Source organism: Amycolatopsis sp. NPDC114504, from assembly GCF_055633595.1.
Window position 1 is genome coordinate 84,743 of record NZ_JBVKDU010000007.1, and the last position, 19,740, is coordinate 104,482.

16 protein-coding genes and 1 tRNA gene are annotated in these 19,740 nt (G+C 71.2%); 6 read left to right on the forward strand and 11 right to left on the reverse strand.

Translation table 11 applies throughout. The features are described from left to right. Window positions 1-3: 3 nt before the first annotated feature. From ACZ7PG_RS47205 to ACZ7PG_RS47225, 5 genes are all read right to left on the reverse strand, one after another. Window positions 4-1,548: a 4-hydroxyphenylacetate 3-hydroxylase family protein gene (locus ACZ7PG_RS47205; RefSeq protein ID WP_470245779.1), complete on the reverse strand. Its 1,545-nt coding sequence runs from the start codon at window positions 1,546-1,548 to the stop codon at window positions 4-6. A 15-nt stretch (window positions 1,549-1,563) separates the two neighbouring features. Next, a complete protein-coding gene (locus tag ACZ7PG_RS47210) occupies window positions 1,564-3,321 on the reverse strand; it encodes a non-ribosomal peptide synthetase (RefSeq protein WP_470245780.1) in 1,758 nt (585 codons plus the stop codon). A 28-nt stretch (window positions 3,322-3,349) separates the two neighbouring features. After that, a complete protein-coding gene (gene hppD / locus ACZ7PG_RS47215) occupies window positions 3,350-4,420 on the reverse strand; it encodes a 4-hydroxyphenylpyruvate dioxygenase (protein WP_470245781.1) in 1,071 nt (356 codons plus the stop codon). 165 nt (window positions 4,421-4,585) lie between these two features. After that, entirely contained in the window at window positions 4,586-5,926 is a 1,341-nt protein-coding gene (locus ACZ7PG_RS47220) for an extracellular solute-binding protein (protein ID WP_470245782.1), read from the reverse strand. A gap of 33 nt (window positions 5,927-5,959) precedes the next feature. Continuing rightward, the gene (locus ACZ7PG_RS47225; RefSeq protein ID WP_470245783.1) at window positions 5,960-7,282 is read right to left on the reverse strand and encodes a condensation domain-containing protein; all 1,323 of its coding nucleotides are present in this window, start codon (window positions 7,280-7,282) and stop codon (window positions 5,960-5,962) included. A gap of 246 nt (window positions 7,283-7,528) precedes the next feature. Between ACZ7PG_RS47225 and ACZ7PG_RS47230 the strand changes: the two genes are divergently transcribed. From ACZ7PG_RS47230 to ACZ7PG_RS47245, 4 genes are read left to right on the forward strand one after another with little or no spacing between them, the layout of a single operon-like run. Continuing rightward, the gene (locus ACZ7PG_RS47230; RefSeq protein ID WP_470245784.1) at window positions 7,529-8,440 is read left to right on the forward strand and encodes an acetaldehyde dehydrogenase (acetylating); all 912 of its coding nucleotides are present in this window, start codon (window positions 7,529-7,531) and stop codon (window positions 8,438-8,440) included. Continuing rightward, the gene (dmpG, locus tag ACZ7PG_RS47235; protein ID WP_470245785.1) at window positions 8,437-9,504 is read left to right on the forward strand and encodes a 4-hydroxy-2-oxovalerate aldolase; all 1,068 of its coding nucleotides are present in this window, start codon (window positions 8,437-8,439) and stop codon (window positions 9,502-9,504) included. The genes ACZ7PG_RS47230 and dmpG overlap by 4 nt, the downstream gene beginning before the upstream one ends. Continuing rightward, entirely contained in the window at window positions 9,497-9,751 is a 255-nt protein-coding gene (locus tag ACZ7PG_RS47240; protein WP_470245786.1) for an acyl carrier protein, read from the forward strand. The genes dmpG and ACZ7PG_RS47240 overlap by 8 nt, the downstream gene beginning before the upstream one ends. Window positions 9,752-9,767: 16 nt before the next feature. Then, window positions 9,768-10,733 (forward strand): LnmK family bifunctional acyltransferase/decarboxylase, encoded by a 966-nt coding sequence (locus ACZ7PG_RS47245; RefSeq protein ID WP_470245787.1) that lies wholly within the window; start codon window positions 9,768-9,770, stop codon window positions 10,731-10,733. 62 nt (window positions 10,734-10,795) lie between these two features. Here ACZ7PG_RS47245 and ACZ7PG_RS47250 read toward each other — a convergent pair whose 3' ends face one another. Genes ACZ7PG_RS47250 through ACZ7PG_RS47260 form a run of 3 tightly spaced genes read right to left on the reverse strand, consistent with a single transcriptional unit; the run spans window position 10,796 to window position 13,252 of the window. After that, window positions 10,796-11,554 carry an SDR family NAD(P)-dependent oxidoreductase gene (locus ACZ7PG_RS47250; RefSeq protein ID WP_470245788.1) on the reverse strand — a complete coding sequence of 253 codons (759 nt, stop codon included), beginning with the start codon at window positions 11,552-11,554 and terminating at the stop codon, window positions 10,796-10,798. Beyond that, window positions 11,547-12,707 (reverse strand): pyridoxal phosphate-dependent aminotransferase, encoded by a 1,161-nt coding sequence (locus ACZ7PG_RS47255; RefSeq protein WP_470246475.1) that lies wholly within the window; start codon window positions 12,705-12,707, stop codon window positions 11,547-11,549. Before ACZ7PG_RS47255 ends, ACZ7PG_RS47250 begins: the two co-directional genes overlap by 8 nt. Before the next feature lie 2 nt (window positions 12,708-12,709). Next, complete coding sequence (locus ACZ7PG_RS47260) at window positions 12,710-13,252, reverse strand: phosphopantetheine-binding protein (RefSeq protein ID WP_470245789.1); 543 nt, start codon at window positions 13,250-13,252, stop codon at window positions 12,710-12,712. Window positions 13,253-13,583: 331 nt separating this feature from the next. Here ACZ7PG_RS47260 and ACZ7PG_RS47265 point away from each other — a divergent pair, with 331 nt between their 5' ends. Next, on the forward strand, window positions 13,584-15,995 hold the full coding sequence (locus tag ACZ7PG_RS47265) for a cytochrome P450 (RefSeq protein WP_470245790.1): 2,412 nt from the start codon (window positions 13,584-13,586) through the stop codon (window positions 15,993-15,995). Window positions 15,996-16,586: 591 nt separating this feature from the next. On the opposite strand, the gene ACZ7PG_RS47270 is transcribed toward ACZ7PG_RS47265, so the two are convergent. From ACZ7PG_RS47270 to ACZ7PG_RS47280, 3 genes are all read right to left on the reverse strand, one after another. Further along, window positions 16,587-16,790 (reverse strand): hypothetical protein, encoded by a 204-nt coding sequence (locus ACZ7PG_RS47270; RefSeq protein ID WP_470245791.1) that lies wholly within the window; start codon window positions 16,788-16,790, stop codon window positions 16,587-16,589. A gap of 337 nt (window positions 16,791-17,127) precedes the next feature. Further along, a tRNA-Arg gene (locus tag ACZ7PG_RS47275) sits at window positions 17,128-17,204 on the reverse strand. Window positions 17,205-17,958: 754 nt separating this feature from the next. Beyond that, entirely contained in the window at window positions 17,959-18,342 is a 384-nt protein-coding gene (locus ACZ7PG_RS47280; RefSeq protein ID WP_470245792.1) for a peptidase inhibitor family I36 protein, read from the reverse strand. 221 nt (window positions 18,343-18,563) lie between these two features. Between ACZ7PG_RS47280 and ACZ7PG_RS47285 the strand changes: the two genes are divergently transcribed. Beyond that, a complete protein-coding gene (locus ACZ7PG_RS47285; protein ID WP_470245793.1) occupies window positions 18,564-19,739 on the forward strand; it encodes an MFS transporter in 1,176 nt (391 codons plus the stop codon). Window position 19,740 lies beyond the last annotated feature (1 nt).

Sequence of the window (19,740 nt, forward strand, 5' to 3'; positions counted from 1 at the left end):
AGGTCAGCCGAGCATGGCGCGGGCGGCCGCGCCGATGTCGGTGAACGAGGTGAGGTCGGGTGCCTGCCAGCCGTCCAGGTCGTACTCGGCGAGGCAGCGGTCGACGAAGTCGCGGTAGCCGTCGAGCTGGCCGTCGCCGAGCTGCCCGCGGAGCAGCTCGGTCCGGGTGTTCTCGTGGTTCCCGGAGTAGTTGCGCTCGTAGAGCTCGTGCCGGCCGCCGAACTCGGTGCCGACCGTGTCCCAGAGCAGCTTCATCACCTTCACGCGCTCGACCGCGTCGACCCCGTTCGACCCGCGCAGGTACTTGTCGAGGTACGGCCGGATGTCGTCGTTGTGGAAGTCCTGCGCGCTGGAGTTCAGGTAGATCAGTCCACTCGCGACGTCCTGCAGCACGATCTCCCGGATCCGGGCGTAGCCGACCTGGGAGAACCAGCGGTAGGCCATGGCGTAGTCCCGGTTGGGCAGCACGGCGCCGTTGCGCCACGCCACGGGGTTCCGCGCGGCCGCGTCGGACAGCCCCCAGAACAGGTTGCGCCAGGCGAGCACCTCGCCCAGCCGCGTCTGCACCCCGCGGAAGTCGGAGACCCCGGTGATGTCCAGCGCCTTGGCCAGCAGCCCGGCGATGAACTCGAGTTTCACCGCGAGCCGCGTGCACCCGTGGAACATGGCGCGCTCGTTGAAGCCGGAGTGCCCGGTGAACATGCCCACCTTGGCGACGTCGCCGTAGATGAAGATGTTCTCCCACGGGATCAGCACCTTGTCCATCACCAGGATGCTGTCGTTCTCGTCCAGCCGCGAGGACAGCGGGTAGTCGAACGGGCTCCCGGTCAGCGCGGCCGAGGCGGCGTAGGACTGGCGGCAGATCAGCTTCTGGCCGGGCGCGCTCATCGGCACGGTGGCCACGATGGCGAACTTGCGGTCCTTGATCGGCAGCCCGGTGTGGGCGATGAAGTTGTAGTGCGTGAGCGCGGAGTTCGTCGCGACGACCTTCGCGCCGCTGACCACCACGCCGCTGTCGGTTTCCTTTTCGACGTGCACGAACACGTCGGCGACCTCGTCCGGCGGCCGGTTCCGGTCGACCGGCGGGTGCACGAAGGCGTGGTTCCAGTACAGGACCTTCTCCTGCGACTCCCGGTACCAGCGCCGCGCGTTGACGGCGAACGGGTTGTAGAAGTCGGCGTTCGCCCCGAGCGTGCCGAGGAACGACGCCTTGTAGTCCGGGCCGCGGCCCATCCAGCCGTAGCCCAGCCTCGACCACGCGGCGATGGCCCGCTGGTCGGCGACCAGGTCGTCGGCGCTGTGCGGCGTCGTGAAGAACCGGTGCGTGTAGCCGTCGGAGCCGGGGGCGTCGGTCGCGGTCGTCAGCACGTCCCGGTGCGCCGGGTCGTGCAGGGCGTCGTACAGCCGGGCGGTCATCCGCGCCGGGTTGCGGAACGCCGGGTGTTCGGTGACGTCCTTGACGCGTTCGCCGTAGAGGTAGATTTCGCGGTTGTCGCGGAGACTTTCGAGGTATTCGTCGCCGGTCAGCGGCCGGGTCGATCCGGTCATCGCGTTCTCCTCGTCTCAGGCCGCGGTCTGCTGGGCGTCGACGAACGCGGCCAGCTCGGCCACGGTCGGTGCGTCGAACAGCGCGTTGATCAGCACGTCGGCGCCGAGCTCGGTCCGGATCCGGTTGAGCAGCCGCATCGCCTGCAGCGACTGCCCGCCGAGCTCGAAGAAGCTGTCGTCGATCCCGACCTCGGCCACCTCGAGCACGGAGCTGAAGAGCGCGCAGAGGGCCCGCTGCAGGTCCGTTTCCGGGGCGCGAGAGGTCGCGGCCTGGTCGAAGTCCGGCGCCGGCAGCGCCGCCCGGTCCAGCTTGCCGTTCGCGGTCAGCGGGAGCTTGTCCAGCTTGACGAACGCCGTGGGCACCATGTAGTCCGGCAGCCGGGTCTTGGTGTGGGCGCGCAACGCCGCGAGGTCGATCTCGCCGGATTCCGCGACGACGTAACCGACCAGCTGCTTCTCGCCGTTCTCGAGCTCGCGGGCCAGGACGACGACCTGGGCCACGCCCGGGAAGCCGGCCAGCGTCGCCTCCACCTCGGCCGGTTCGACGAGGAACCCGAGGATCTTCAGCTGGCTGTCCACGCGCCCGAGGAACTCGAGCCCGCCGTCGGCCCGCCGGCGGGCCAGGTCGCCGGTGCGGTACATGCGAGACCCCGGCGCGCCGAACGGGTCGGCCACGAACCGCTCGGCGGTCAGGCCGGGCTGGCCGAGGTAGCCGCGCGCGAGACCGCCGTCGGCGAGCCAGATCTCGCCGACCACGTCGTCGGCCACCGGTGCGAGGAGGGCGTCCAGGACCCGGATCGTGACGCCGGTCAGCGGTCCGCCGAGCGGCACGGTGGTGCCGATCGGCGTGCCGCCGGTCAGCGGCAGGCTGGTGGACAGCACCGTCGCTTCGGTCGCGCCGTACGTCGCGTGGACCACGAGGCCGTCGCAGACCTCGAGCACCCGGCTGACCGCGGTCGGCGCGATCACGTCGCCGCCGGTGAGCACCTCGCGCAGCCCGCGCAACGTCTCCGGCGCTTCCTCCGCGATCACGCGGAACAGGCCCGCGGTCAGGTGCAGCCCGGTGATCCCGTGCGTGGTGATCAGCTCGCGCAGCTTCGCGGGCTCCACCCGTCCCGGCGGCGCGACGACCACTTCGCCGCCGTGCAGCAACGGCAGCCAGACCTCGAAGATGAAGATGTCGAAGGCGTACGGCGCCAGCAGCAGCAACCGCGCGTACCGCTCGGGTGTCCACTGTGGATCGTCCAGCAGCCGCACGACGTCCTGCTGGACCACCGCGACGCCCTTGGGCAGGCCGGTGGACCCCGACGTGTGGATCACGTAGGCCAGCTGACCGGGATGGACCGGCACGCCGGGGTCGGCGACCGGCTCGCGCCCGAGCGCCGGGTCGTCCACCACGACGACCGTGACCCCCGACGGCACGCCCGCCGCGCGGGTCACCTCGTCGGTGAGCAGCACCCCGGTCTCCGCCCGGTCGACCACCCACTGCTGCCGCTCGGCCGGGTACGACTCGTGGATCGGCGTGTAGACCGCGCCGGCCTTGAGGATCCCGAGAAAGGCCACCACCAGGCCGATCGACCGCTCCATCAGCACCGCGACCCGGTCCTCGTGCCCGACACCGAGGCCGATGAGGTGCCGCGCGAGCTGGTTGGCCCGCTCGTCCAGTTCGCGGTAGCTCAGCTTCACTCCGGTCGCGGCCTCGGTCACCGCCGTCGCGTCCGGGGTCCGCGCGAGCTGCTCGGCGAACCGGGCGGGGATCGAAAGGGCTGCCATGCCATTCTCCTCGTCAAGGTCTGTTGCTCTAGGCGGCCCGGCCGCGCTCCTGGTCCTGGCGGTGCTGGAGTTCCACGGCTTCGTAAAGCGCGGTGATGTTGCCGCTGCCGAACCCCTGCGCGCCGAGGCGCTCGATGAGTTCGAAGAAGATGGTGTTCCGCGGGTGCACGGCTTCGGCGAAGATCTGGTAGAGCTGCCCGTCGTGGTCCTCGTCGATCAGGATGTTCCGCTTGCGCAGCTCTTCGATCGGGTAGCGGACCGGGTCCACCCGCTCGGCGAGCAGCTGGTAGTAGCTGCCCGGCGCGTTGAGGAAGGCGATGCCCCGCTCCTTGAGCGCGTCGAGCGTCGTCAGGATGTCCGCCGTCGCGAAGGCCATGTGCTGCACGCCCGCGCCGTCGTGGTCGCGCAGGAACTCGCTGATGTGGCCGGGTTCGAGCGAAACATCCGGCTCGATGAGCGTCAGCGTGACCGCGCGGGAGGTGCTCTCGACCACCTTCGTGACCATGGCCTGCTTCCCGACCGCGATCCGCTCCGCGAACGTCATCTCGAAGTCCAGCACGTCGCGGTAGAAGTTGATGTGCTCTTCGAGGTGGCCGCCGGGCACGCAGATGGCGAAGTGGTCGACCTCGCCGAGCGCGACGTCGAAGTCGCCGGAGAACTCGACCGGCCGCAGCCCCGGCAGCGCGCGCGGCGACACCCCTTCCGCCCGGTGGACGAAGGTGTGCACCACGTCGCCGAAGCCGAGGATCGACGCGGTGGTGACCCCGTCGACGGTGGCCGGCCCGGCCACCGGGCGGGCACCGCGGCGGACGGCCTCGTGGAACGCCGCTTCGGCATCGGCGACCCCGAGGCCGATGCCCGAGACGCCGTCACCGTGCTTCCGCACGTACCCGGCGGCGGCGTGGTCGGCGTCCTTCGCCTCGATGAGCACCAGCTCGACCTGGCGCTGGGTGAGCCCGATCGACCGGGCGGGCGCGTCCTCGTCCGACGTCGCGCTCACGGCGAAGCCGTAGCTGGCGACCCACCAGTCGGCTTTCGCCTGGATGTCGGTCACCGAGAACGCGACGTGGTCGACGAGCATGTTGCTGAAGGGGGACATCGTCGTGCTGCTCTCTTTCGTCGGCTGGCAGACGGGGCGCGGTGGGAAGACGTCGGTGGTCGGTTCGGTTCCGGCGGTTTCCACTCTCCCCGGGCAGTCCGCGTCGCTCATCTCTTTGCCTGCCCGGTGGGAAATCAAAGCCCGCAACACTGGAGACGCGGTTCGTCAGCCCGCTTCGAGGTCGTCCGGGGTCCTCGGCGGGTCGGCCAGGGCCGCCGCGTTGTACCGGTCGAGCACCCGCTGGGCCTGTTCGGTCGCCGTGCGGAACCGGGGCTCGAGCTCGGCCCCCTCGAGCAGCACGTCCGCCATCGCCTCGGTGAGGGCGATGTTGATGCCGTTGAGGTTGCCGGCCACCGGGCCCGCCGCCGCGAAGGTGCGCTCCGCCGTGGTGACCTGCTCGATCGCCGCCCGGTAGCCGGGGAACGGATCGGCCCACTCGGCCGCCGTCGCGCGCCGGTGGGCGGCCAGGGTGATCGGCAACGACGTCACCGGGCTCCCGGGGGAGTGCAGGCGGGCCACCGCGTGCTCCTCGTTGAGCTGGTGCTGCAGGAAGGCGAGGGCGCCGTCCTCCTTCTCCTTCGGCAGGCCCCGGGTCAGGAAGAGCGCCTCGCCGGCGACGGGGCCACCGGGCGAACAGTCCGCGACGGGGCGCGGCAGCTGGCCCGCGGTGAGCTCGAAGCCCGCCCCGGCGGCCATCTCCTTGATCATCCCGCCGATGGCCGACGACGAAACCACGAACGCGATCTCCTGGCGCTCGAACGCCTGCATCGTGGTGAAGTAGTGGAGCTCCTCGGTGGGGAGGTAGTGGCCGTCGTCGAGCATCCGCTTCCACCAGCGCGCGTAGGCGAGCAGCTCGGGGGAGTCGAGGAAGACACGGGTGGCGCGGCCGGACCGGCCGTTGCCGTTGTTGACGAGCAACCCGCGTTGCCCGGCCAGCTCCTGGTGGAACACCCAGCCGTAGTTCGGCCAGCTGGCCCCGTGCCCGGGGCCGTCCGGCAGCTCGGCGATGGCGGCGCACGCGTCCGTGAGGTCCTGCCAGGTCACCGGGAGCCGCTCGATCCCGGCGGCCGCCAGCATGGTCCGGTTCGCGAACAGGATGTTGGTCGACACGAAGCTCGGGACGGCGACCAGCTCGCCACCGAGGGTGTAGTAGTCGCGCACGGCGGGCACGAGGTCCTCGATGACGACCGGTTCCCCGAGGATCTTGGCCCGGCCGTCGATCGCGCGCTCGACCGGCACGAACAGCGGATCTCCGTTGCCGGCGCGGGTGTCCAGCGCCGTCTGCATCGACGAGTACATGTACTCCGCGATGTCCGGCGGGTTTCCCCGCTCGACCGCCTCGGCCACCTTCCCGGGCAGCAGGTGGGCCTCGAAGCGGTGGATGCGGACCCGGTACCCCGGGTGGGCGCGGTTGAACGACTCGGCCGCGAGCACCACCGGGTCGCCGAACTCGGGAAGCGTGTTGTTCGGGCTCGCCTGGAGCCATACGTCGATGTCTGTCGGCATGAGCGACCTCCACGAACTCGGTGCCGGGGTTTCCTAGCGGTCTTTCCGGTGCTGGTCCGGTGCGCCGGGGATGGCCTGGACCAGCTCGACGAACTCGGTGCCCCAGCGCCGGATCGTGGCCGCGTCGACCGCGTCGGGCTCGTACTCCATGACACACCGGAACCCGCCGGAGGGAAGGACCAGGAAGGTCCAGATGAGCGCGCCGCGGTGGTGGGAGACCGACACCTCTTCCGGCGGCACGACCGGTTCGACGCTGGTGGTGAACTCGGCGTGCTCCCGCGCCTTCGGTGAGCGCACGTAGTTGAAGCCCGGCACCAGCGCGAGCGGATCGAGAGCGCTCTTCATCAGGTCCGGGGCGATCTCGAGGGTCGAGCCGAACGGCATCCGGTGCCGCTGGGTGTCCGCACCCGCCCGGCGCGCGAGGAGCATGAGGTCGCGGAAACTCGCGCATTCCCCGAATTCGAGCCGGAGGGGAACGAGATCGGTGAAGAAACCGATGGTGTGATAGAACTCCTCGGCCTGACGCCCGTTGTTGATGGTGAGCAGGGTCAGATCGGTCCGGCCGGTGACCCTTTCCGCGAGAACCATGAAGGCCGCGAGGAAGACGTGCCAGGCGGTGCACCGGAGCCGGGCCGCGCCCGCGGTGACCTCGGCGAACTCGGCGGGATCGAGCGAGAAGGTCTGCACCTCGTTGCGCGGCGCCTGGGTCTCGGGACCGTGCGGCCGGTCGGCGGGCATCGTGAACAGTTCGGCGCCGGCCAGCGTGCGCCCCCAGAACCGGCGGTCCTCCGCCGCTTTTTCGCTGCCGAGGTACTCCTGCTGCCAGGCGGCGAACTCCCGGTACGGGGTCGGGTCCGGCAGCGTGTGCGGGACCCCGGTCACCTGGGCCCGGTAGCACGCCGCGATTTCGCGGCGGAGCACGTCGGACGACCAGCCGTCGCTGAAGAGGTGGTGGGTCACCAGGGTCAGCACCGCGTCCTCGTCGTCGAAGCGGTACAGCTCGGTGCGCAAGGACGGCGTGAAGGTGAAGGAGAGCTCCGCGTGGTGCAGCGCCCGGTGCACCTCGAAAGCCCTTTCTTCGCGAGCCGGGCCGGCGGGCAGCGGAGTTTCGTGCACCGTGAGCGGAACCGGCTGCGGCGGCAGCACTTCCTGGAACCCGACGGCGCCGTCGTGCTCGTCGTAGCTGAGCCGCGTGCGCAGGGCTTCCTGCCGCCGCACCACCTCGTCGAGCGCGCCCTGGAGGGCGTCGACGCGCAGCTCTCCCTTGATGCGGAGAGCGAGTGCGACGACGTGCCGAGGTGAGCGCGCTTCGCCGGCCGGGTCTTGTTGCTTAGAACTCAGCGGATACTGATCCACGGTGCAGCTCCATCATCTACCGGTCGACGTCGGATCGGTCGTCGCATTTCTTTTTCAGCATGCTCACGGTGCGGGAGCGCGGCACCTTCGTTGTTGCGCACCGTGCGTACCCGTTTCGCAGCTTCGAAGACGTCGCCCGCCGTCGCCGGCTGCGACCATGGTTGCCGGTCGGGTGCTCTTTTCCACGTCGCCGATGCGACGCCGAAGCCCGGCCCGCAACCAGGTGTCTCGCGTCAGGAGTGACGAATGACCGACAACGGCTCGCGGACAGCGGCAGGCCGGCTGTCCGTGGCGGTGCTCGGCGCCGGCCTCATCGGCATCGACCTGATGACCAAGGTCATCCGTTCCGACCACCTCGACCTGGAGCTCGTCGCGGGCCGGGACGAAGCCACCTCGGGACTGCGGCAGGCGGCCAAGCTCGGTGTGCCGGTGGCGGCCGGCGGCGTCCAGTCCCTTGTGGACGCCGGACGCCCGTTCGACGTGGTGTTCGACGCCACGAACGCTTCCGCCCACCTCGAGCACGTGGAGAAGCTCGCACCCCTCGGCACGATGCTCATCGACCTGACGCCCAGCCGGAACGGGCCGATGATCTTCCCGACCGTCAACCGGGCGGACATCGCGGCGCACCGCGACGTCAGCATGGTGAGCTGCGGCGGGCAGGCGTCGGTGCCGATCCTGCACGCGATCACGCGGGCCTGCGCGGTCGACTACATCGAGGTGGTGACGACCGCCGCCAGCCTGAGCATCGGCCGCGGCACGCGGATGAACCTCGACGAGTACATCGACACCACGGCGGAAGCGGTCCGCACCTTCACCGGCGTCCAGGACGTCAAGGCGATCCTCAACGTCAGCCCGGCGCGGCCGCCGGCGACCTTCCGCGTCGCCATGTCCCTGCTGGGCGAGGACCTCACCCTCGAAACGGTGCGCTCGGCGGTCGATCGCGCCGCGGCCGAAGTCCGGTCCTTCGCCCGGGGTTACGAGGTGAAGGCGTGCACCGCCGAGGGCGACAAGGCGTTCGTCGCCGTCGAGGTCACCTCGCACGGGGACCGCATCCCCCGGTACGCCGGCAACCTCGACATCATCAATTCCGCCGCGCTCCTGGTCGCGGAGAGCTACGCGGCGGACCGGCTCCGGATGGCAGGCGTGGTGAACTCATGACCGAGGCAACGACCGCGGACGTCGCGGACGGCAAGCCGATCCTGATCCACGACCCGAGCCTGCGCGACGGCCACCACGCCGTCCGGCACAGCCTCGGCGCGGACCAGCTGCGTGCCTACGCGCTGGCCGCGGACGCCGCGGGCATCCCGGTGGTCGAGGTCGGGCACGGCAACGGGCTGGGCGCCTCCTCGCTCCAGGTCGGCCGGGCCCGGCTCAGCGACGACGAGATGCTGTCGATCACCCGGGACTGCCTGACGACCAGCAAGCTCGGCGTCTTCATGCTGCCCGGCTGGGGTTCGATCGCCGACCTCGAGAAGGCCGTCGCCCACGGGGTCGACCTGGTGCGCATCGGCACCCACTGCACCGAGTCCAGCCTGGCCGAACGGCACCTCGGCTTCCTGCGCGACCGGGGGGTCGAGGCGCACGCCGTGCTCCTGATGAGCCACATGGCGAGCGCCGCGCAGCTCGCCGAGCACTGCGCGCACCTGGTGGAGTTCGGGGCCACCGGGGTGGGCATCATGGACTCCGCCGGCCACTACCTGCCGGCCGACGTCACCGAGCGGATCACGGCCATGTGCGCCGCGGTCGACGTGCCGGTGATGTTCCACGGGCACAACAACCTCGGCATGGCCGTCGCGAACTCGATCGCGGCCGCCGACGCCGGAGCGTCCATTTTGGACGCCTGCGCCCGGGGTTTCGGCGCCGGGGCCGGCAACACCCAGCTCGAGGTGCTGGTGCCGGTGCTCGAACGCGTCGGCTACCGCACCGGCATCGACCTGTACCGGCTCCTGGACGCGGCGGACATCGCCGAACGCGAGCTGATGCCCGCGCCGCCCAAGGTCGACTCCATCTCCATCGTCAGCGGCCTGGCCGGGGTGTTCTCCGGGTTCAAGGCCCGGGTGCTCGACATCTCCGCGCGCGAGGGCGTCGACCCGCGTGACGTCTTCTTCGAGCTCGGCCGCCGCCAGGCGGTGGCCGGCCAGGAGGACCTCATCGTGGACGTGGCGCTGGCCCTGCGCGAATCCGGCACGGGAACCACCGACAGGAGGGCAAGCCATGTATGAGGTGCTCAAACGCATCCTGGTGGACGACCTGTTCCTGCGGACGGAGGACATCTCACCGACGGCGGGCTGCGCCGAGGTGGGGCTGGACTCCCTGACCGCGGTGGAGCTTTCGGTCGTGCTGAACAGCAGGCTCGGCATCGAGATCCAGGACTACGAGCTGCTGGAGCTCGCGACGGTCGGCGATGTCGCCCGGCTGATGGAGCAACGCCGTCTCGCCGAGCCGGTCGATCCCGCCGCGGCGGCCTGACAACGGTGGTGAACTGATGACAGTGGACAGCACGACGGAGTCCGTGCGCAGGCCGGACGAAAGCTCCCTGTCCCGGCGGGTGGTCGTCTCCCCGGGGATGTGCAGCGGCGGGTCGCTCGTCTTCGGCCGGATCGGGGACTGGACCTGGGAGGCGGTGGCGGCGGCCTGCCGCACCAACGTGCACGCGGCGCGCACGGCGGAGGGACAGCCCGCCTACCTGTCCTTCTACTACTACCGGGTGCGCGGCGGGAAGACGATCCACCCGCACGGCCTCACGTTCGGGGACGAGCTCGGGGTGAGCTCGCGGGTGTTCCAGTTCGGCAGCCAGTCGGTGCTCACGCTGCACCGGCTCGCGCCCGCCGACCTCGACCTGCCGGACACGCCCCTGGATCCGGCGGAGGTGTACGAGGACCCGCACCCGGACTGCATGTACGTCGAGAACTTCAACCGGTGGATCGCGCGCAGCCGCCCGGACAGCAACCGGGGCCTCGCCCGGACCTCGCCCCCCGACTTCGCCTTCGCCGACCTGCCGCGCCTGCCGAACCAGTACTCGCCGCGCACGCTCGTCGGCCGGGCCCGCGAGGCGGGCGGCTTCTGCGCGCCCGACCCGACGGGGTTCGTCGTGGCCGGCCCCGAGCTGACCTTCGAGTACACATTGGACGTCACGCGGGACATCAACGGCGCGGGGCTGGTCTACTTCGCGTCCTACTTCTCCATCTTCGACACCGCGCTGCTGCGCCTGTGGCGCTCTCTCGGCCGGAGTGACGAACAGTTCCTGCGCCGCCGGGTGATCGACCAGAAGGTCGGCTACTTCGGCAACGCGGACCCCGGCGCGGTCTTCACCATCACGGTGCGCAACTGGCGCAACACGACCCGGCCGGAGACCGAGATCGCCGACATGGCGCTGCGCGACTCCACCACGGGTCAGCTGCTCGCGGTCACCGCCATCGAGATCGAAGCGGGCAAGGCCGCGGACCGGTAACCCCGTACGGCAGCGGGCCGCCCGGCGACCGGAGTCGCCGGGCGGCCCGTTTGCTTTGCGCCTTAACGCAGGTACGAAGCGCCGTTCAGGTCGAGGATCGTGCCGCTGGCCCACTGGGCCTCGGCGGAGGCCAGGTAGAACACGCCCGCGGCGATCTCCTCCGGCCGGGCGACCCGGCCGAACGGGCTCTGCGCCCGGATCTCGTCGCCGCCCGGCGGCTTCAGGTACTCGGTGGTCATGTCCGTCTCGACGAACCCGGGTGCCACGGCCGAAACCGAGATCCGGTGCGGCGCGAGGGCCAGTGCCAGCGACTGGGTCAAGGAGTTCAGGCCCGCCTTGCTGGCCCCGTAGGCCGGCACGTCCGGCTCACCGCGGAACGCGCCCCGCGACGTGACGTTGACGATCCGCCCGCCGTGCTCCTTCAGGTGCCGGACCGCGCACCAGGTCACGTTGGCCGCGCCGATCAGGTTGACGCCCAGCGTGGTGCGCCAGTACTCCTGCCAGGCCGCGTAGCCCACCTCCGTGATCGGGTGCGCGGTGAAGATGCCGGCGTTGTTCACCAGGACGTCCAGACCGCCGAGCTGCCCGGCGGCCGAGTCCACCGCCGCCAGCACGGCTTCGCCGTCCAGCAGGTCGGCCTCGACGACGACGTGCCCGTCGCCCTCGAGCCCGGCCACCAGCTTCCCGGCGTCCTCCTCCGGCACCCGGTCCAGGATCGCCACCCGGTCACCGGCCGCGGCGAACCGTTGCGCGATGGCCCAGCCGATGCCGCGTGCCGCCCCGGTGACCAGCACCGCGCGGCCGTTCACGTTCTCAACCATGGGTAAGCCCGTTCGCCAATCTGCCGACCGCGTCGGCCAGCACGTCGTCCGGAAGGGAGAAGCAGGCGCGCACGTACGGCCGGTCCGGCGAGTCCAGGTAGAACGCCTCGCCGGGGATCGTCCCGACGAGACAGTTCTCCAGCAGGATCTCGGCCGCTTCCACCCCGGTCGTCACGCCCAGGGGCGAGCAGTCGACGAACAGGTAGTAAGCGCCTTCCGGTTCGTTGGGCGGCAACCCGGCGGCGGCGAAGCCCTCCGCCAGGGTGCGCCGCTTCCGGTCGTACATCGCGCGGAGGTCGTGGTAGTAGTCGTCGCCCAGGTTCAGCGCCCGCGCACCGAGCTCCTGCAGCGGAGCCGGTGCGCAGACGACGAGGGAGTCGGCCGCGACCCGGATCGCGCCGATCAGCTGTTCCGGGCCGCAGACGTAACCCAGCCGCCAGCCGGGAATGCTGAACGACTTCCCCAGGGACGACAACGTCACCGTCCGCTCGGCGAGGTTCCCGACCGTCGCGGCGGCCAGGTGCGGGTCCGGGTCGAAGAAGATGTCTTCGTAGACCTCGTCGCTGATGACGAGCAGGTCGTGCTCTTCCGCGACGGCCGCGATGGTCTTGAGCTCCGGCGCCGTGAGCCGGCGCCCGCTCGGGTTGTTCGGCGTGCAGATGATCATCGCCCGCGTCCGGCCGGTGATGGCCGCCCGCAGCGCGTCCTCGGTGATCCGGAAGTCCGGCCCGGTCAGCCGGACCGGCTGCGGGGACAGGCCCAGCACCTTGGCCGAAGACAGGTAGTAGCCGTAGAACGGCTCGAAAACGACGATGCCGTCGCCCGGGTCGAGCAACGCCGTGAGCGTCGCCATGAGCGCGCCCGTCGCGCCGACCGTGGCCAGCACCTGGGTCGTGGGCTCGACGCTGAGCCCGCTGGACCGTTTCACCTTGCCGGCGACGGCTTCCCGGAAGACGGCGAGGCCTTCGGGCTGGGTGTAGGAATGCCCGACGGCCGCGAAGTCCCGTGCGCCCTCCGCCAGCAGCGAAGCGGGCGGCGGCACCTGGCTGAGCCCCTGCGCGAGGTTGAGGGCGCCGAGCTCCCGGCAGCGCACCGTCATGGCCCCGAGGGTGGACTGCTGCAGGCCCCGCATCCTGGTGGCGACCTTGATCATCGTCACGCCTCGGTGCTGCTCAGCTGGTCCAGGAGCTGGTCGAGCTCCGCGACCGTGGGCGCGTCGAAGAGCTCGTTCATGGAGATCTCCAGGCCGAACGCCGGCCCGACGCGGCTCGCGATCAGCATGGCGTCGATCGACTCGCCCCCCATGATGAAGAAGTCGTCGTCGACACCGCACCGGGTCTTGGCGAGCACTTCGGCGAAGATCGTGCACAGCGCTTCCTGGCGGGGGGTGTCGGGCGACCGGTAGGGCAGCAGGCCACGCAGGTCGGGCGCGGGGAGTGCTTGCGGCTCCGGGGTTCCCGAGGAGTCCGCCGGGATGGCGTCGACGACCACGATGGTGGCCGGCACCGCGCTGCCGGGCAGGTTTTCCCGGAGGTACGTGTGCAGCGCGGCCAGGTCGAAACCAGGGCCACCGGGCACGACATAGGCCACCAGGACCTCGCCGACGGGTTCCTGGACGTGCGCCAGGACCGCGAAGTCCGCGATTTCGGGGTAGGCGGCCAGCACGTCCCGCACGTCCTGGATCGAGGTAACAGCCATCAGCCGCTCACCTTCCATTCGGGATTCGAGAGTCTCTTCGGACCACCTTCGCAGGCGCGCCGTGGCGGGCAACCTTCCGCATTGCGAAGATTCCTTCCGCGATTCGGCAATTCAAGAGACGTGAATCGCGCGACCCGCGGGCGACGGTACTGTCCGACCCGGAAATCGCGGGCCCACCTGCGACAGCCCGGCTCCCGTCGCGCCGGAGACCGGGCAACGTGGGAGGTGCGCCGCCATTCGGCGCAGCGCGAGGATGAGTGCGGGTCGGACCTCGGGATCCCCATTCCGGCCGATTCCGCATCAGCCGTGATTGCACCGATTTGAGGCGAGCATGCAGCCGTACCGAGTCGAAATCCCGCAGGCAGCCATCGACGATCTCCGAGCGCGGCTGGACAACACCCGCTGGCCGGCGGAACCGCCGGACACCGGGTGGGACCGAGGCGTCCCGCTCGCCTACCTGAAGGAGCTCGCCGAGCACTGGCGCGACTCCTACGACTGGCGCGCCACCGAAGCGGCGCTCAACAGCCACCCGCAGTTCGTCACCGAGATCGACGGCGCGCCCGTCCACTTCCTGCACGTGCGCTCGCCGGAGCCCGGTGCCCGCCCGCTGCTGCTCACCCACGGCTGGCCGAGCTCCGTCGCGGAGTACCTCGACCTGATCGGCCCGCTGACCGACCCGCGCGCGCACGGCGGCGACCCCGCCGACGCCTTCCACCTGGTGATCCCCGCGCTGCCCGGCTTCGGGTTCTCCTCCCCGTTGGACTCGACCGGCTGGGACGTGTCGCGCATCGCCGCCGCGTGGACCGAGTTGATGCACCGCCTCGGCTACCGCGGCTACCTCGCCCAGGGCGGCGGCATCGGGTCGGTGATTTCCCAGGCCGTGGCGACGGTCGACCCGCGGAACTGCGCGGGCGCGCACGTCAGCATGCTGATCACCGTCCCGGGCGACGACCCGGCCGAACTGGCCGCGCTCAGCGAGGACGACCAGGAGCGCCTCGCCTCGTTCGGCCGGTTCGTCCAGGACCCGTCTCCTTACGTGCGGCTCATGGAGACCCGGCCGCGGACGCCGGGCTACGCGCTCACCGACTCGCCGGTCGGCCAGCTGGCGTGGATGGTGGAGCGGTTCAAGGAGTGGACCGACTGCGAATCGGTGCCCGAGGACGCGATCAGCCGCGACAAGATCCTCGACGCGGTCTCGATCCACTGGCTGACCGCGACGGCGGCGACGTCCGCGGACTTCTTCTACGAGGGCGCCGCGGCACGAGCCCTCGCCGCCGGCCAGAACCCGCCGGCGCCCACCGTCCCGATCGCGGTCGCGGTCTTCCCGAAGGACCTCGTCCGGCCGATCCGCAGCTTCGCCGAGCGCGACCTGCCGACGCTGACGCGCTGGACGGAGTTCGACCGCGGCGGCCACTTCGCCGCGCTCGAGCAGCCCGACCTGCTCATCGGAGACCTCCGTTCCTTTTCCCGTTCTCTCCCGTCTTCGAAAGGCGAGCCCATGGAAAGCCGTTGCCCGGTCCTCGACACCACGGGACGTGACATCCACGGGGAGGCCGCCCGCCTGCGCGCGCTGGGCCCCGCGACCCAGGTCGAGCTGCCCGGCGGGGTCGTCGCCTGGTCGGTCACCCGCGCCGAGGTGATCAAGAAGCTGCTCGCCGACCCGCGCGTCACCAAGAACGCGCGCAACTACTGGCCGAAGTTCATCAACGGCGAGATCCCGCCCGACTGGGAGATGATCAGCTGGGTCGCGATGGACAACATGGTCACCGCCACCGGCAAGGACCAGGTCCGGCTGCGCCGCCTCGTCGGAAAGGCCTTCACCCCCAAGCGAACCGAGGCCATCCGCCCCCGGATCGTGGCGCTGACCGACATGCTGCTCGACGCCCTCGCCGCCGCCGGCCCGGACGAGGTGGTCGACCTCCGCGAGCGCTTCGCCTACCCCCTGCCGGCGATGCTGGTCGCCGAGCTGATCGGGATGGACGAGCAGGCCCGCGCGGCCACCGCCAAGGTGATCGACATGATGGTGGACACGACGGTCACCCCCGAGCAGGCCCAGGCCACCCTCGCCGGCTGGCGCGGTTCCATGGCCGAGCTGATCGCGACCAAGCGAGCCAACCCGGGCGAGGACATCACCAGTGACCTGATCGCGGCCCGCGACGAGGACGGTTCGCGCCTGTCCGAGCAGGAGCTGGCCGACACGATCTTCGCGATCCTCGGCGCCGGCTCCGAGACGACGATCAACTTCTTCGACAACGCGATCACGGCCCTGCTCACCCACCCCGACCAGCTGGCCCTCGTCAAGTCCGGCGACGCCACCTGGGCCGACGTGATCGACGAGACCCTCCGAGTCGAGTCCCCGCTCGCCTCCCTCCCGCTGCGCTACGCGATGGAGGACCTCGACCTCGGCGAAGGCGTGACGATCCCCAAGGGCGACGCGATCCTGGTCAACTACGCCGCCATCGGCCGCGACCCGGCCGTCCACGGCGAATCGGCCTGCGAGTTCGACATCACCCGAGCGGACAAGGAACACCTGTCGTTCGGCCACGGCCCGCACTTCTGCCTCGGCGCCGGCATCGCCCGCCTGGTGGCAACGGTCGGCCTGTCCACCCTGTTCGAGCGGTACCCGAACCTGGCCCTGGCGGTCGACCCGGCCGACCTCCAGCCCCTCTCGACGTTCATCATGAACGGCCACCGAGCCCTCCCGGTGCACCTGAAGGGCGACCAGCCGGTCACGACGGCGTAGCCCGGGCCGCTTGCGAGAGGCGGCTTCCGACTGGTGAGGGCCGGTCGGAGGTCGCCTTTCGTGGTTCGTGGCCGGTTGGGTCCAGTCGGTGGTCCGGACCGCGGCGGTCGGTGGTGCGGACCGCACCGAACGGCTCGTTCCGAGCGTGGTCGCCGGAGGTCCGCTCGTCTGCCGACTGGGCGGTGGCCGAGTTTCGTGGGTTCGTGGCCGGTTCGGCGTGGCCGGTGGTGCGGACCGCGCTGGGCGGCTCGTTCCGAGCGTGATCGGGGTGACCGTTGGAGGTCCGGCTGGTGGTCCGGACCGCACCGAACGGCTCGTTCCGAACGTGCTCGCCGGAGGTCCGCTTGTCCGCCGACCGGGCGGCGGCGGAGTTTCGTGCGTTCGTGGCCGGTTGGGCCTGGCCGGTGGTCCGGACCAAGCCGGGCGGCTCGTTCCGAGTGCGATCGGGGCGACCGCTGGAGGTCCGGCTGGTGGTCCGGACCGCGCCGGAGGTCTGCTCGGCCGCCGAACGGTCGGCCGCCGGAGTCCACATCGGATCGCCGGAGTCACGGCCGCGCCCGGCGTCGCATCGGCCGCGTGCCGTGGGGTGGGTCAGGCGGCGTCCGATGTGGAGGGCGGCCCCTCGGTGGCCGTCCCTTCGGGCGTCGGTGCGCGGGCGGCGCGCTCGGCCAGGTACCGGAGCTTGGTCAGGTGCCGCCGGACCAGACCCGCGCGCCGGGCTTCGTCCAGGGCATTGCGCGTCACGCGGTTGGCCCGGCGGCGCCGGTGTCGTCCGCCCGGTTCTTCGTGGGCCACGGTGGTGTTTCGCCTCCTTCGTTCGGTCGATGTCGCTTCACTCGATCGGGTTGTCGTGTCCGGCGTCGGGCGTACCGGGGGTGTCATCGCTGGGCGTGACGATTCGGGTGCGGAACAGCACACCCGCCGCTCAGGTAACAAGGTTGTCTCGGGATGGGCTCGGTCGGGACCGTTGGGCCACCTGGCCGCTCACGCGGTGCGACTTCCGGGCTCTTCGCACGGAGAACACGGACGGTGACCGTCCACAGTGGGGGTACGCCGCCGGTGCGGAAGAAGGGCCTCAGGCGATGGAAGGCCAGGGTGCGTCGTGCGCTGCCGCGCACGACGTCTTCCCTGGTGGCGCCCCCGGCAGGACTCGAACCTGCGACCTAGAGATTAGAAGGCTCTTGCTCTATCCAGCTGAGCTACGAGGGCCCGCGCCGACGGCTGCTGCCGGTAACCCGGCACTGGCAGCTTAGTCGTCGCCATCCTCTCGATCGTTCGACACCGGCGAATCGTTTCAGGTCTCGTTCGACGGAATTCGGAAGTTCGGCCGGTGAGCCGTCACGACCGGCGTCCGGCCGCGGGTGACTCGTGCGGGTGACGCGTGGTGTGGACCCCTTCCTGTGTCGAGTGGAGTGCTGAGGGTGACGAAGCGGGCTTCCTGCCGCGCCGCGAACCTGTAACCTGACGATCAGAAGGCTCTTGCTGTCCAGCCAGACCGTGCTCGCCCGCACGTCCCGCGGCCGGGCAGGCAGCGCCGCGAGCGTCCGCACGCCGCTGCTTGCCCGGTGCAGTGGACGGCACGGTGCTCCGCTGCCTCCTCCCCGTTTGCCTTGGTCAGGCCCGTCGGCGGGCTGAGAAGCCCGTGACCGCCCCCGTGGCCCGAAGTTCGCTCCCACTCCTCTCGAAGGCTCGTTCGGCCGCGTACGGCGCTCCTGTGACGGCACAAACCGGACTCGGGCGGATCAGGCACGCCGCCGGCCGGGGAAGGACCGGCGGTGTGCCTGAAGCCGGGCCCGCCGGCCACCGGGGGAGGCGTGGGGGCCCGTGGGCGCGCCCCGCCGCTGAGGCGCGCCCACGGGGTGGGGCCGCTTTCGGGGGAGCGGCCCCGGTCGGGTCCGGCCGCCGCCGCGAGCCGGCTCTCCCCCCTCGGGAGCAGGCGGCGGTGCGGGCCCGGGTCAGGTGGTCACTCCCAGATCTGGATCCCGCGGACCAGGAACGGCGCGTCCGGGACGAAAGTGCCGCCACCCGGGTAGGTGACGAAATCTCCCTCGGTCGAGCATTCCTCGCTCTGGTACACCGTGACGTCGCGCGTCAGCAGATTCGCGAATGACGATCCGGCGAATCCCCCGGGCAGGGGAATGCATTCCCCGGGATTCGCGGTGCGCAGGTCGAACCGCTGGACCGCGCCGCCGTAGTCGCCGGTCGGCCACAGGCAGAATTCACCCTTCTGGCACCCCGGTTCGTCCTGGGCGGGAGCGGCCTGAGCTGTGCCGACGCTGGTCAGCAGACCCAGTGCGGCCAGGATCAGCAAGTGCGGAAGGCGGGCGCGGAGACGGCGTGAAGACATCGTGGATTTCCCCTCTGGAATCGCGGCTTCGCGGGCCGCGGTGAACTGGTGATTCCAGATTGGCGGGCGGCGGAAGATTTGTCAGCCCGCGATTTCGAATCTGTGGACAGGTCGCCGGGCGGGACCCGGTTGTCCACAGATCCGCGAACGGTCTTGTGGAAGGGTGAAGGAAGTGCTATTCGGCCATGGACCTTCCGAAGCACTTCGGCCACGCTGGATCCATGGGAAGAGACCGGATCGCGGTGTTCGTCGTCTTCGCGGTCAACGGCCTCGCGCTGGGCTCCTGGGCGTCGCGCACGCCCGCGCTGGCGGCGCAGGTGCACGCCGCCCCCGGCGTCTTCGGCCTGGCCCTGCTGGGCGCCAGCGCCGGGCTGCTCGCCGCCGCGTCGGTGTCCGGCCGGATCATCGAACGGGCCGGTGCCCGCGCGGTCGTCGCCGGGAGCACCGTCCTCGCCGCCGCTTCGCTGGTCCTGATCGGCTTCGCGCCGACGGTGCCGCTGCTGGCCGGCGCGCTGTTCGCGATCGGCGTGAGCGTCGGGATGCTCGACGTCGCGATGAACGTCGCCGCGGTGGCCGTCGAACGCCGGATCCGCCGCCCGATCATGCCCGAGTTCCACGCGGGCTTCAGCGTCGGCGCGCTCGCCGGCTCGCTGGCCGCGGGCCTCGCCGCCGGCCACGACTGGCCGCCGGGACGCCACCTGACCGTGGCCGCCGTCGTCGCCGTCGCGGTGCTGCTGACCGTGCTCCGCGCGGTCCCCGGCAGCCGTCCCGAGCACGCGGAAGCACCCCCGCCGCGCCGGGCGCCGATCCGCCGTCCGGTGCTGTGGCTGCTGGCCGCGGTCGCGTTGTGCTCGGCCATCGCCGAGGGCGCGTCCTCGGACTGGTCCGCGCTGCTGATGACGGCGGAGCGCGGCGTCGGCCCGGGCGCGGCCGCGCTGGCGTTCGCCGGGTTCCAGCTGGTCATGGCCCTCACCCGGCTCGCGGGTTCGTGGGCGCAGCGCCGCTTCGGCCCGACCCGGTGCCTGGCCGCGGGGTCGGCGCTGGCCGCGACCGGGCTGCTCGCCGCGGCCGCGATCCCGGTGGCCGCCGCCGGGTACGCCGGGTTCGCGCTCGCCGGCGCCGGGCTCGCCGCGTCCTTCCCGCTCGCCCTCGGCCTCGCCGGCGACGCGGGCAAGCGCGGTGACGGCACCGGCGGCGAACGCGAGATCGGCTTCGTCACGGCCATCGCCTACACCGGGTTCCTCGGCGGCCCGCCGATCGTCGGCGGGATCGCCCAGGTGACGGACTTCGGGGTGGCCTTCGTGTTCGTCGCGGTCGTCGCCGCGCTGATCCTGCCCGCCGCGGTCGCCGCGCGCCGGTCACGCCGCCGCGAAGACGACGCGGCGGCCGTCCGCTGAG

Coding starts and splice junctions, on each gene's coding strand:
- ACZ7PG_RS47205 (WP_470245779.1), bottom strand. CDS start 1,548: ATGACCGGATCGACCCGGCCGCTGACCGGCGACGAATACCTCGAAAGT.
- ACZ7PG_RS47210 (WP_470245780.1), bottom strand. CDS start 3,321: ATGGCAGCCCTTTCGATCCCCGCCCGGTTCGCCGAGCAGCTCGCGCGG.
- hppD (WP_470245781.1), bottom strand. CDS start 4,420: ATGTCCCCCTTCAGCAACATGCTCGTCGACCACGTCGCGTTCTCGGTG.
- ACZ7PG_RS47220 (WP_470245782.1), bottom strand. CDS start 5,926: ATGCCGACAGACATCGACGTATGGCTCCAGGCGAGCCCGAACAACACG.
- ACZ7PG_RS47230 (WP_470245784.1), top strand. CDS start 7,529: ATGACCGACAACGGCTCGCGGACAGCGGCAGGCCGGCTGTCCGTGGCG.
- dmpG (WP_470245785.1), top strand. CDS start 8,437: ATGACCGAGGCAACGACCGCGGACGTCGCGGACGGCAAGCCGATCCTG.
- ACZ7PG_RS47240 (WP_470245786.1), top strand. CDS start 9,497: ATGTATGAGGTGCTCAAACGCATCCTGGTGGACGACCTGTTCCTGCGG.
- ACZ7PG_RS47245 (WP_470245787.1), top strand. CDS start 9,768: ATGACAGTGGACAGCACGACGGAGTCCGTGCGCAGGCCGGACGAAAGC.
- ACZ7PG_RS47250 (WP_470245788.1), bottom strand. CDS start 11,554: ATGGTTGAGAACGTGAACGGCCGCGCGGTGCTGGTCACCGGGGCGGCA.
- ACZ7PG_RS47255 (WP_470246475.1), bottom strand. CDS start 12,707: ATGATCAAGGTCGCCACCAGGATGCGGGGCCTGCAGCAGTCCACCCTC.
- ACZ7PG_RS47260 (WP_470245789.1), bottom strand. CDS start 13,252: ATGGCTGTTACCTCGATCCAGGACGTGCGGGACGTGCTGGCCGCCTAC.
- ACZ7PG_RS47265 (WP_470245790.1), top strand. CDS start 13,584: ATGCAGCCGTACCGAGTCGAAATCCCGCAGGCAGCCATCGACGATCTC.
- ACZ7PG_RS47280 (WP_470245792.1), bottom strand. CDS start 18,342: ATGTCTTCACGCCGTCTCCGCGCCCGCCTTCCGCACTTGCTGATCCTG.
- ACZ7PG_RS47285 (WP_470245793.1), top strand. CDS start 18,564: ATGGGAAGAGACCGGATCGCGGTGTTCGTCGTCTTCGCGGTCAACGGC.